This is a genomic window from Sphingobium rhizovicinum (genome assembly GCF_042647625.1).
Classification (GTDB): Bacteria; Pseudomonadota; Alphaproteobacteria; order Sphingomonadales; family Sphingomonadaceae; genus Sphingobium; species Sphingobium rhizovicinum.
Genome location: NZ_JBHRVU010000005.1, coordinates 1,231,966 through 1,244,472, shown reverse-complemented (window position 1 = coordinate 1,244,472; position 12,507 = coordinate 1,231,966). Strand labels below are relative to the sequence as shown.

The 12,507-nt window shown below is 62.6% G+C and carries 10 protein-coding genes; 6 read left to right on the top strand and 4 right to left on the bottom strand.

Going from position 1 to position 12,507, the window contains the following annotated elements:
* Positions 1-22: 22 nt before the first annotated feature.
* Both ACFOKF_RS24510 and ACFOKF_RS24505 read left to right on the top strand, forming a co-directional pair.
* Positions 23-901, top strand: coding sequence for a MaoC/PaaZ C-terminal domain-containing protein (locus tag ACFOKF_RS24510; RefSeq protein WP_380799183.1), 879 nt, complete (start codon positions 23-25; stop codon positions 899-901).
* On the top strand, positions 898-1,725 hold the full coding sequence (locus tag ACFOKF_RS24505) for an SDR family NAD(P)-dependent oxidoreductase (RefSeq protein ID WP_099232535.1): 828 nt from the start codon (positions 898-900) through the stop codon (positions 1,723-1,725). The genes ACFOKF_RS24510 and ACFOKF_RS24505 overlap by 4 nt, the downstream gene beginning before the upstream one ends.
* A gap of 35 nt (positions 1,726-1,760) precedes the next feature.
* Here the strand turns inward: ACFOKF_RS24505 and ACFOKF_RS24500 are convergent, their stop codons facing one another.
* From ACFOKF_RS24500 to ACFOKF_RS24485, 4 genes are read right to left on the bottom strand one after another with little or no spacing between them, the layout of a single operon-like run.
* Positions 1,761-2,267 carry a nuclear transport factor 2 family protein gene (locus tag ACFOKF_RS24500; protein WP_380799181.1) on the bottom strand — a complete coding sequence of 169 codons (507 nt, stop codon included), beginning with the start codon at positions 2,265-2,267 and terminating at the stop codon, positions 1,761-1,763.
* Positions 2,264-3,118 (bottom strand): SDR family NAD(P)-dependent oxidoreductase, encoded by an 855-nt coding sequence (locus ACFOKF_RS24495; RefSeq protein WP_380799180.1) that lies wholly within the window; start codon positions 3,116-3,118, stop codon positions 2,264-2,266. Before ACFOKF_RS24495 ends, ACFOKF_RS24500 begins: the two co-directional genes overlap by 4 nt.
* A 14-nt stretch (positions 3,119-3,132) precedes the next feature.
* Positions 3,133-3,909 carry an SDR family oxidoreductase gene (locus ACFOKF_RS24490; RefSeq protein WP_380799179.1) on the bottom strand — a complete coding sequence of 259 codons (777 nt, stop codon included), beginning with the start codon at positions 3,907-3,909 and terminating at the stop codon, positions 3,133-3,135.
* Complete coding sequence (locus tag ACFOKF_RS24485) at positions 3,906-4,907, bottom strand: quinone oxidoreductase family protein (RefSeq protein ID WP_099232531.1); 1,002 nt, start codon at positions 4,905-4,907, stop codon at positions 3,906-3,908. The genes ACFOKF_RS24490 and ACFOKF_RS24485 overlap by 4 nt, the downstream gene beginning before the upstream one ends.
* Before the next feature lie 321 nt (positions 4,908-5,228).
* On the opposite strand from ACFOKF_RS24485, the gene ACFOKF_RS24480 reads away from it, so the two are divergent.
* From ACFOKF_RS24480 to ACFOKF_RS24465, 4 genes are all read left to right on the top strand, one after another.
* A complete protein-coding gene (locus ACFOKF_RS24480; RefSeq protein WP_380799178.1) occupies positions 5,229-7,808 on the top strand; it encodes a LuxR C-terminal-related transcriptional regulator in 2,580 nt (859 codons plus the stop codon).
* Positions 7,809-7,891: 83 nt separating this feature from the next.
* The gene (locus ACFOKF_RS24475; protein ID WP_099232530.1) at positions 7,892-8,821 is read left to right on the top strand and encodes a BKACE family enzyme; all 930 of its coding nucleotides are present in this window, start codon (positions 7,892-7,894) and stop codon (positions 8,819-8,821) included.
* Entirely contained in the window at positions 8,821-9,915 is a 1,095-nt protein-coding gene (locus tag ACFOKF_RS24470; protein WP_380799177.1) for a CaiB/BaiF CoA transferase family protein, read from the top strand. Before ACFOKF_RS24475 ends, ACFOKF_RS24470 begins: the two co-directional genes overlap by 1 nt.
* A gap of 202 nt (positions 9,916-10,117) precedes the next feature.
* Positions 10,118-12,502, top strand: coding sequence for a TonB-dependent receptor (locus ACFOKF_RS24465; RefSeq protein ID WP_380799175.1), 2,385 nt, complete (start codon positions 10,118-10,120; stop codon positions 12,500-12,502).
* Positions 12,503-12,507: the final 5 nt, after the last annotated feature.

Here is a 12,507-nt window from a genome sequence, read left to right as displayed (position 1 = left end):
TTCTGGACCGGGGATGAGTCGAATGCTTGACGTCAAACGATTGCGCGGCTTTCGGGTGCCGGAAGCGCAAGATGTCTGCGATCCGCGCGGGGCGATCCTCTATGCCCTGGGTGTTGGCGCCGGTTTGGGCGCCATAGATGAGCAGAATTTGATTTTCGAACGCGATCAGGCCGTGTTGCCGACCATGGCGCTGGTCCTGGGGACACCCGGCTTCTGGCCGATGGCGCCGGAACTGGGCTGGGACTGGCCGCGCATCCTGCATGGCGAGCAGACGCTGAAACTGTTCCGTCCGCTCGAACTGGGCCAGTTGGTCAACGGCCGGATCGAGATTATCGGTCTCGCGGACAAGGGGGCAGGCAAGCCTGCGCTCGTGCGGGCAAAACGCGTGATCACCACGCCGACGGACCGTCCGATCGCCGAGATGGAGGAAGTGTGGGTCTTGCGCGGCGCGGGCGGTTTTGGCGGGCCGCGTGATCTTGACGGGCCGGCGCCGGTCATAATGCCGGAGGCGCCGGCGGATGCATGTCTCGATCTCCCGACGGCCTCCAATCAGGCGATGCTCTATCGCCTGACCGGCGATCGAAATCCCCTGCATGTCGACCAGGGTACGGCGCAGGCGGCAGGTTTCGACCGGCCGATATTGCATGGCCTCGCCACTATGGGGCTGGCGGCGCGCGCGCTGATCCATCTGTGCTGTGAGGGCGATCCGGGTTTGTTGACCGACATGCGGGTGCGTTTTACCGCGCCGGTCTGGCCAGGCGAGACGGTTCGGACGGAAATCTGGCGCCGGGGCGACACCATATCGTTTCGGGCGAGCGTGCCTGACAGGAACAGCATCGTCATCGATGGCGGCGAGGCCCGCATCGGTGGTTTCAAGGAAGAAAGGGACGCATTGACGTGAAGATATTGGATGGCAAGGTCGCACTGGTGTCTGGCTCTGGACGGGGCATCGGGAAGGCTATCGCGCTGAAACTGGCCAGTGCCGGCGCCCATGTCGTGGTGAACGACCTGGACGAGGATGTCGCAAAGGCGACGGCGAACGAAATCGAAAGCTTGGGCGTTCGCGCCGTGGTGTGTGTGGGCGACGTGACGGAGGCCGATTTCGGCGACAAATTCGTGGGAGCGGCGGTCGCGCATTTCGGCACGATCGACATCATCGTGAACAATGCGGGCTATGCCTGGGATTCTGTGCTTCAGAAGACGAGCGACGAGCAGTGGATGGCCATGCTCGATGTGCATCTCAACGCCCCTTTCCGCATCTTGCGCGCCGCGCAACCGGTGATCGCTGCCGCGGCGAAGAAGGAGGCCGCGGAACAGGGCCGGGCCACACGCCGGACGGTCATCAATATATCTTCCGTGGCGGGTCTTGGCGGCAATGCCGGTCAGTCGGGCTATGCGGCGGGCAAGGCGGGAATCGTCGGTCTCACCAAGACGGTGATGAAGGAATGGGGGCGCTATAATGTCACCGTCAATGCCGTGGCCTTCGGCGCCATCATGACCCGCATGACCGCAGGCGAGGCGGGCAGCTCGACCATCAGCGTCAAGGGTCGGGACATAAAGGCCGGCGTCAGCGACGAAATATTGGAAGCCATGGAAAAAGGCATTCCGCTGGGCCGTGCCGGCACGCCGGAAGAAGCGGCGGGTGCCGTCTTCCTGCTGTGCCTGCCCGAAGCCGATTATATCACCGGCGAGGTGATCGTCGCGGGCGGGGGCTGGAAACTCTGACGACAGGATGGGCGGGCCCTGGTGCCCGCCCTCGGTCAGGCGGGCCAGCCAGGCGTGCGGCCCTGCATGGCCTGAACGATGGGACGCATGGGATCGGGCACGGATCCGGCGCCGATGCCCGTACCGAAATTGATCCCGCGCCGCTCAAATATCCGCCATCCCTCGGCCGTGCGTCGCAGCCTGTCCTCATAACCGCCCACCGCGAGAAAGTCGGTGGGGCGCAGCGGATCGGCATCGGGGATATCGAACCACTGCCAGGCCATGACGCGGCTGGCTGCGCGCGCTTCGTCGCCGTTCACCTCTATCACCAGGTTGGTGATATTGTGCGAACAGCCCATCAAAGCGCCCTGATAACCCATGCACTGGGCATGGATGGCCTCGCGCCCCACGGAACGCGCGCTGCCAAAGTCGATCGATCCGTCGTCCGTGAACACTTCCTCCGCGATGCGATGAAATTGCATCGAATCGACCAGATGGGCGTACCGATAGATGCATTCCTCGATCGCGAGGCGATCCGCCAGCATGGCGAGGTCGATCGTCATGGCAAAACTACTCCTCTGCGGCGTGCAAGGGCCGTCGTGATGTCCCACAATCGTCCCCCCTCCTGCGCGGGCAGATCGAAGGGGGCCGGTGTGAAACGCTTGGGATTTTTGAAGATGGCGGCTTGCATGGCCGGACGTGCTTCGTCGAGCAGCAGCCGTGTGGCATTGACGGCTGATTTCTCGGCCGTGGTGCCCAGCCGACCCATGATCCGCATGATGAGTGGCATGGCGGGGTCAAGCATCGCTCTTGTCCGAGTGGATGCCACGCCGGTCGCATAGAGTCCGATCTGTCGGTCCGCCCAGCGCCGAGATGCCTCGTCCAGGAACAGGAAGCCCTGGACATGGGTGGTCAGGATCGCTTTGAAGAAGCGCCATTTGCGCCGCTCGAACTGCAGATCGTCAAGATCGGGCGCCGCCATCCGATAGGGGACGGCGCCAGCGATATGAACGATGCGCCCGTCACCCGATGCGGCCAGCGCATCGGCGCATAAGCGATTGATGATAGCGCGCGCGAGATATTGGAGCGCGAACGCGAACTCCAACCCGTCGGTTGTCATGGTCTTGCCCGAAAATGCGCTCATCGCGCTATGCATCAGACCATCGATCGTGGAGCGCCAGAGGTTGATGCCCTGCGCGGCGGCGGCTGCCCCCGCGATCGTCGAGAGGTCGGCCTTGAGAAAGGCGGCGTCCCGCGCGCCCGCATCCAGCATTGCATCGACCGCAGCCGCGCCGCGATCCTCGTTTCGCGCGACGAGGAGGATGGATGAGCCGTGCCGCGCCACGTTCAGCGCCGCGGCGCGACCAATGCCGTCCGTGCCGCCGACGAAAACGAAATTGCCGTTTCTCGCCATGGCGGCCCCCTCCCTCAGCCGCAGCCGACGACCCCGCCGTCGACCGGGATTTCCGCGCCGGTGACATAGGCTCCGGCGCGCGAGCACAGGAAAATGACGATGCCGGCGATATCGTCCGGCGACCCCAGCCGTTTGAGCGGAATATGCGCCAGCAGGGCAGGATCGACCTGATCCTCGTCCCGCATATGCGCCGTCATCTTGGTCGGGAAGAAGCCGGGAATGACCGCGTTGACGGTAATGTTCCGTTCGGCGAGATCGCCGGCCAGATCGCGCGTCATCATATGGACCGCGGCCTTGCTCGCGGCATAGCTGTAGGCGCTGAGCCGGGCCGTCTTCATCCCCGCGACCGAACCGATGTTGATGACCCGGGCCGGATCGCCCGGCGTTCCGGCCGCGCCGAGTTCGGGCAGCAGTTCGCGGACCATGGTGAACGGCGTCTGGACATTCACCGCCATCACGCCGGGCCAGGCCTTGTCGGGGAAGCTGTCGATCGGTCCGCCCCAGGTCTTGCCCGCATTGTTGACCAATATATGGCATTCGCCGACCGCATCGCGATACCGGGCGACGAGGTCCACCGCCGCCTCGGGCGTGGACAGGTCGGCGGGGAGCGGGATGCATGATCCCAGCGCCGCCATGTCGCGGGCGGCTTCTTCGCAAATGTCGGCCCTGCGCGATGTGATCGCGACCGTCGCCCCGGCCCGCAGCAGACCTTCGGCGATCATGCGGCCCAGGCCTTGCGCGCCGCCGGTGACCAGCGCTTTCTTGCCGGCCAGGCTGAACAGATCGCTCACATCGTCACCACGACTTTGCCGAATTTATGCTGGTCGCGCAGATGCAGCAGCGCTTCCTTCGCCTGGGCAAGCGGATAGGTCGCCTCGATCACCGGCTTGATTTCATGTTGTCCGGCAAAGGCGAGCATTTCCTTGAAGTCCTGCGGATCGCCGACCTGGCTGCCGACGATACTCGCGCTCTTCAGGAAGATGTCGGTGGCGTTGAACTTGATCTCATTGCCGGCGGTAGACCCATAGATGACGATGCGCGCGCCCGGATTGATGGCGCGGACATAGTTGGCGAAGCTGGGCGAGGGCGCGCCGTCCAGCACGACGTCGATGCCGCCGGTCAGCTTGCCGACCTGCTTGCGCCAGTCGGGATCGGTGTAGAGCAGGCCGCCCTTGGCCCCCATCGCAATGGCCCGATCAATCACGTCCTGACTTTCGCCGGTGACATAGACATTGGCGCCCTTGGCCACGGCGAAGGCCAGGCCGAATGTCGCCACGCCGCCACCCACGCCACTGATGAGCAGCGTCTCGCCCGCTTCCAGCCGCCCCTTGAACATCAGCGCGCGCCAGGAGGTCAGCGCCGTCAGCGGCATGGCGCCGGCTTCCTCGAAACTCATGAAGGCCGGCTTGGGCGCCAGATTGTCGACCGGCACGCAGATATATTCGGCGATCGTGCCGGCAAAGGGCATGCCGAGCAGGCCGAAATCGGCGGCCGGCGCATGGCGGTTGGGACCCCAGTTGCGCGCGGGATAGAGGACGACCTCGTCCCCCTCGCTGACGCCGGTCACGCCCTCGCCGATCATGTCGACAACGCCCGCGCCGTCGCAGCCCAGCGTGATCGGCACAGTCATGCCGGGATATTGGCCCTGCGTGATGAACAGTTCGCGATGGTTGATCGATGCCGCCCGCAGCGCGACGCGCACCTCTCCCGGACCAGGAACCGGGGTGTCGACATCCGTCACCACCACGGAGTCAGGGCCGTCGATCCGTTCGAGATAAAGGGCCTTCATGGTCAACCTTTCCTAATATCCTGCTCTGTGCCGCAGTCTGTATGGCAACGCTGGTTGCAGAGCGACCTTGGCTTGTTCGCTTGGAAGCTGGACAATTTTCTGCCTCACTGGGAACCTATCTGCCGATAGGAAAAAGGGATTGCGTTATAGATTCATCGCGCAGAATATATTTCGCATAACAAAACGAATCGCGCCAAGCGCGCGTCAGGAGAGAACAGCATGACTGTCGTGCCTACAGCTATCTTGCCGCCCCGTTCGACTCATAGGCCTATCCGCCGCGCTGCGTTGGTGGCGTTGACGGAGAGGGTGGCGCAGTCGCGCATGACCGCGGTGTCGGCCCCGGCTGGCAGCGGGAAAACGACCGCGATGCTGTTCTGGGCGGACGAACTCAGGTCGCAGGGGCGTCCCGTCATCTGGCTCGCGGCCAGGGCGGGCATAGAAAGCAAACGGTCCTTTCTCCAGGCGCTCAAGGCGGCCGGTATTGCGGCCGGCATGGCGTGGGATGCACTGGACAGCGACGCGTCCGACGCCAACTGGCTGTCCGTCCTCGCGACGATGGGCAGCGTAAGGCCGGTCATCATTGTGGATGACGCGCAGTTTCTGGCGAAGCCGATCCTGGAATTTCTGGCCCAATTATCCTCGAGCGCGCGCGACGCATTGACCATCATCATCGCTGCGCGCGGTACGGTCGGCCTGTCGCTGGCGCGTATGCGGGCGCTCGGATTTCTGGTCGAAGTGGGCGTCGCGGATCTGTCCTTCACCTTGGCGGAAGCGACGGAACTGGTCACGCGGTCCATCGGAACGCCGGTGGATTCGCGCGACCTTCAGGACATTGTGGGCGATACCCAAGGCTGGGTTTCCGGTATCGTCATTGCATGCGATCTCTATCGCCGCACCAGCGACAGCGCGGTCAAGCTTCGGCTGACTGGCCTGCGCCCCGAATTTGCCGAATATTTCCATGACGAAGTGGTGAGTTTGCAACCGGACGATGTTCGCCGCTTCCTTGTCGACACGTCGATCCTCGATGAACTGACGCCCTCGGCCTGCGCGGCGGTAACCGGCGACGAGAATGCCCGCGCGATGCTGGACCATGTCTTTCGCGAAGGCCTGTTTCTGAACGCGATTGACCAGGAACATAGTCGTTATGCCTATCATCGGCTGTTTCGTGAGATGGTGCTGGGCCGGCTGATCGATCGGGCGCCCGACCGCGCTGCCGTCATGCATCGGCGGGCGAGCGAATATTTTGCCGAAACCGGCCAGCTTGCCCTGGCGATCGAACATGCGCGGCTGAGCGGGGAAAAGGCGTTCCTCGCCGACCAGTTGGATCGTCTGGCTGAAGGACTGACCTATTCGGGCTATCTCTATCGCATCGACGAACTGGGCGCGGAACTGCCCTGGCCGATCCTGGCCGAACGGCCCAATCTGCTCCTGGCGCTGGCCTGGAGGCGCATCCGCCAACTGGCCTTTTCATCGGCCGACAGACTGATTTCCGCCGCGCGGCAAGCCTGTGACGCGAAGCGGGAGGCGCAGTCCCTGCCCGCGCATGAAATCGAGCAACTGGACCTGCTGATCCGCCATCGCTTCGTCATGCTGGCGGCGGCGCGCGACGACATGATCAGGGTCGAGGCCGATTCGGAGCCGCTGCTTGCCGAATTGGCCGACAGTCATGCCTATCTTAGCTGCACCTTGTTGGCGCAGCTCATGTCGGCGCGGCGCGAGCTGTATCATTTTCAGGACATGCTCAAGCTGGAGGCGGAAACGAGCCGCGCTCTGTCGCGTCCCGGTTCGGCCTTCGCATCCATCGCCCTGAAGGCATCGGTCGCGCCGACCATGATGGCGCAGGGCAAGATTCCCTTGGCGCAACGTTTTCTGGAAGAGGCCTTCGCGTTAGCCGTTGAAATCCATGGCGCGGGTTCCGGTCTGGCCGCGCTTCCCGCGCTGCCGCTGGCCGAACTGCTCTATGATGCGGGCGATCTTGAACAGGCGGCGGAGCTGGCGGAACAATATCTGCCAGTCGTGCGGCAATGGGGCTTTTCCGATCAGATGGCGTCGGGCTATCTGGTCAGCGCGCGCCTGCGGGCGGCAAGGGGCGATCTGCCCAGCGCGCTTTCTACGCTTAACGATGCGCATCTCGTGGCGATCGAATGTGGGCTTGATCGCCTGCGCTCCTTCATCGTGGCCGAAGAGGTGCGGCTTTTGATCAAGGCGGGGCAGATCGACGAGGCCGAGCAGCATTTCCTGGCGGGCGATCCGCAACTGGACGGCGAACCCATTCCCACCCTGCACCCGACGCGGCGCAATGAGAATATCGCGATCGCCTGGCTCAGGATCGAAATGCAGCGCCATCGGCTGGGCCGTGCGCGCAAGGTCGCCTATCGGTGGCTGGAATTCGTCAAGCGCGCCGGAGCGGTCCGGTCCGCCGTGATCTTCGAATTACTGCTGGCGGAAATCGCGGTGCTTCAGGGCAACCGGTCCGAGGCGCGCAGGGCCGTTCGCGCTGCCGTGGAGATGGCCGAACCGGCCGGCTGGGTGCGGGTCTTCGTCGATGAGGGACAAGTCATCGCGTCTCTGATCCTCGAAGCCTATTCGCAGGGACCGGAACTGGAAACGCCGGCCGATCGCTTCGCCGTCCGCCTTGTGTCGATGTTGCGGCGGGGGCCGCAGATCGAAGCGGAGGAAGAAGAGGAGGATGATTTCGGCCTGACCGGGCGCCTCGCCAACCGGGAAGTCGATATTTTGACGATGGTGAGCGGAGGCCTGCGCAACCGGGAAATTGGCGATCGCCTCGGCCTGACCGAAGGCACGGTCAAATGGTATATGCAGCAAATATACGACAAGCTGGGCGTGCGCCGTCGGCCGCAGGCGGTTCTGCGGGCGCGGCAGCTCGGCATTTTGCCCTGAAGCGCGCGCCGCTTCCTATCGAAGGATAGATTGCGCCGTTCGCGCAACCTGCGACCGGCGCAATCTGCGCGAAAGGAAATATTATGGCAAAACGCAAGGTCATCATCAGCTGCGCGATTACAGGCGCAATCCACACGCCCTCCATGTCGCCCTATCTGCCCGTGACGGCGGAAGAGATTGCGGAATCGGCGGTCGGCGCGGCGGAGGCGGGTGCCGCCATCATCCATCTGCATGCGCGCAATCCCGTCGATGGGCGGCCGGACCAGAATCCCGACCTGTTCGAACCCTTCCTCAAGGTCATCAAGCAGCGTACCGACGCCGTGCTGAACCTGACCACCGGCGGGCACCCCTCCATGACGGTGCAGGAACGCATCCGTCCCGCCCAGACTTTCGCGCCCGAAGTAGCCAGCCTCAATATGGGGACGATGGGCTTTGGCCTGTTTCCGATGCTGGACCGGTTCAAGACGTTCAAGCATGACTGGGAGCCGGCGGCGCTCGAAGCTTCGCGCGATCTGGTGTTCAAGAACACCTATGCCGACATCGAACATCTGCTGACCACCTTGTCGCCGCTGGGCACGCGTTTCGAATTCGAATGCTATGACACCAGCCATCTCTACAATCTGAAATATTTTCTCGATCGCGGCCTCGTAAAGGCGCCGCTGTTCATCCAGACATGCTTCGGCATATTGGGCGGCATCGGCAGTCATCCCGACGATATCATGCATATGAAGCGGACGGCCGACCGGCTGTTCGGCGACCAATATGAATGGTCCGTGCTGGGAGCGGGCGCGCGCCAGATGAGCATCGTCGCCATGGCGGCGTCGATGGGCGGCAACGTCCGCATCGGTCTGGAAGATTCGCTGTGGGGCGGTCCGGGGCGGCTGGCCGAGACCAATGCGGAGCAGGTGAAGACCGCGCGGCAGATCGTTGAGGGCATGGGGCTTGAAATCGCCACGCCGGACGAGGCGCGCGCCATGCTGGACCTCAAGGGCGCGGACCGGACGAACATCTGATGATGGAAAAAAGCGGGCCGCTGGCCGGTATTCGCCTGCTGGAGATCGACGCGATCGGCCCCGTGCCGCTCGCGGCGATGCTGCTGGCGGATATGGGTGCAGAGATCGTCCGGATCGCCCGGCCGCCATCGGCTACGGCGGGGGATTGGGACGATGTCGGTGGTGACATCCTGCACCGCAGCCGGGCGGTGACCTATCTCGATCTCAAGCAGGACGCCGATCGCGAACATCTGCTCGCACTGGTCGAGCGGGCGGACGGGCTCATCGAGGGATACAGGCCCGGCGTCATGGAACGCCTCGGCGTCGGTCCCGATGTCTGCCTTGCGCACAATCCACGGTTCGTGTTCGGTCGGATGACGGGCTGGGGCCAGTCCGGGCCGCTGGCTCTGCGGGCGGGCCATGACATCAACTATCTGTCGATCACCGGCGCGCTCCACGCGATGGGAGAGCGGCAGGGAACGCCTCCGGTGCCGCTCAATCTGGTGGGCGATTATGGCGGCGGCGCCATGTTCCTGATCTTCGGCCTGTTGAGTGCGCTGCTGGCGGCGCAACGGACGGGCCGGGGGCAGGTTGTCGACGCCTGCATCACCGACGGCGTCGCGTCGTTGATGAGCCTTTTCTACGCATGGCAGCCCAAGGGTTTGTGGGAAGATGCGCCGGGCTCCAATCTGCTGGACGGCGCGGCGCCCTTCTACCGCTGTTACGAATGCGCCGATGGGCGGCATGTTGCGGTGGGGTGTCTGGAACCCAAATTCTTTGCCCAGATGGTGGACGGACTGGGTCTTTCCGATCGGCGCTATGACCAGAACGACCGTGAAGGCTGGCCCGTGATGCAGGCTGATTTCGCTACCGCCTTCGCCAGGCGAACGCGCGACGAGTGGGCTGAAAAATTTGCGGAGACCGACGCTTGCGTGTCACCGGTACTTTCCATGGCGGAGGCGCCGGAGCACGCGCATAATCAAGTCCGGGGTACTTTCGTGACACGGAATGGCGTGGTCCAGCCCGCGCCTGCGCCACGGCTGTCGGCTACAGAAGGGAGCTTTGCCGAGCCGAGAAGGATTGAAGTTGGCGATTTGATCGCAGACTGGTCCTGACACAGGATTCCATCACTTTCGTCGCTGCCCGCTACGCATCACATGATGGGTGCGGCACAATTGCCACGATCGAAATCTTAGCGCGATATGATCGTCTGACCCTGCCGATCGATAGGTTATAACGGTACCCCAACCCTCTTTTGCTGACGGCATGTTTCGACCTGCGACGAATAGCAGGCTTGTCTACAGAGAGGATAGAGCGATGAAGTCCTACATAGTTAAGGTTGTGCTGCTTTCGACGGCCGCCACTGTCGCAACGCCCCTGTGGGGCCAGACCAACGTCGCCGAAACGCCGCAAGCCGAGCAAAGCTATCCCACCAGCGATATCGTCGTTACCGCCCGCCGCCGCGAAGAGCGGCTGCAGGATGTCCCGGTGTCGGTCACCGCCTTCTCTGCTGCGGGGCTGGAGCGAAGCAATGTCCAGACAGCCACCGACCTGAAGACCATTACGCCAGGTTTCACCTTCGCCTCCGAGGGCGGCAAGGATACGATGGCCCTGACGCTGCGTGGCATCGGTAACCTGCCACTTGGCGAGGGTACGCCCGGCGTCGTCATGTATGTCAACAACGTGGCGTTGCCTGCGGTCGGATCGAATATTCCTGCCTACGACGTGGCCGGCATCCAGGTATTGAAGGGGCCGCAGGGCACCTTGTTCGGAAAGAACACGCTTGGCGGCGCCGTCTTGATCAACACGCAGGAACCGACCTACGATTTTAGCGGCTATATCCAGGGAATATACGGCCGGTTCGATCATCGCGAGCTGGAAGGCGCCATCAATGTGCCCATCGTGGACGGCAAAGTCGCCTTGCGGGTCGCCGGCCAGATACGCCGTCAGGATCCGCGTATCCCGGCGCTCGACAGTGGTCCCGGCTTTGATGATATCCATCAGGACAGTTTCCGCGCCAGCCTGCTGCTGGAACCGACTGACTGGATCAAGAGCCTGACCATCTATGAATATAGCAAGGCGAACGAACTGGCTGGCGGCCTTAATCTCATTCGCCAGAATTTCCCTTTCGGCGTATTTTTCGGCCCGGAACTGGGCGCCGCGCTTGATGCGCAGGTTCAGGCAAATCTGCAAACGCAACGCAACAACGAATATGGTTCATTCGACGGCGGGATCAACGGTGGCTATGCCGACCGCAAGGCGCAGTCGATCATCAATAACACGTCCTTGACTTTCGGGGATATCACCGTCCGCAATATCATCGGCTATCGCAGGAATTACAGCAATCAGTTGATCAATACCGGAGCGGTTAGTCCGCTGACGCTCCCCGTCGCGCCCGGCGTCAACGTGCCTTTCACGCTCTTCTATGCATCGCAATTGGGACGGCGCGAATATTTGAGCAACGAGTTCCAGGTGCTTGGCGACTTTGGCGACCTGAACTTCATCGTCGGCGCCTATTACAACAAGGATAACAGCTATGGTGCGGCTGGATCGCAGTTCACGGCCTTCTCGGTAGGCGGCATCCCGGCCTCGCCGATCACTGCCCATGTGACCAACAGGAATAAGGCGCTGTTCGGTCAGATCGGGTACAAGATCACAGACACGCTTACGCTGAACGCCGGTATCCGGTATAGCTGGGACAAGGTCAGCGCCTGCGGCGGGGCCATTGGCACCTCTTATGTCACGGACGAAGAATGCCGTGACGTGGCGGCTCTCGGCCTGATCGATGGCGTCGGCACGGTCAGTAACAGCGGCAAGGCGCCGAGCTGGACCGTCGGCCTTGATTACAAGGTGAAGCCTGACTGGCTGCTCTATGTGGTCTCCCGCCGCGGCTATCGCGGTGCGAACGTGAATACGCCCTTCTTTGAATCGAAGTTCACAACTGGCGGCACCGATCCCAGTTGCATCTTCGGCGGCGGTATCTGTCCTGACCTGCGGCCGTTCCAGAAGACTGGCAAGGAAACCATCACCGACGTCGAGGTGGGTTCGAAAATCAATTTCGAGGCAGGCGGCGCGCGAGGCCATTTGAACCTGTCGGCCTATTATGCCAAATATAAGAATGCGCTACAGTTTCTGAACGTGACCGGGGTCGTGCCAAACGGCGCACCCGATACGCCGTCGAACACCGCTTTCGGCGCGAACATCTCCGATCAGACGATTACCGGCATTGAGTTCGAAGCGAGTGTCAGCCCGTCGCGCAACTTAACTGCGTCTTTCAACGGCGCCTTCACGAAGGTGAAGATCGACAAGGTGACGCTGCCAGCCAACCTGCCGACCGGGATCGTTTTCTCGCCGGAGAATATCAACAAATTCTCGCCGACCTTCTCGGGCACTTTCGCCATCAGCTGGACGCTGCCGTTCAAACCGGCCGATGGGGACGTCGTTTTCGATTCCGACCTGTTCACGACGGCCGATTTCGGTGGCCAGAATGGAGAGAAGCTGCCGGGCTACAATCTCGTCAATGCTCAACTTAGCTGGAAGGGCGTCGGGGGCACCGGTCTCGACCTGTCCGTCTTCCTGAAGAATGCTTTCAACGAGAAATATTATTCTGCGGCCAGCGTCCTGCTCCTGTCTTTCCCGATCAGTTCCGCATATCGGGGCGAACAGCGAACCTGGGGCATCAAGGGGCGCTACAGTTTTTAAGGCGC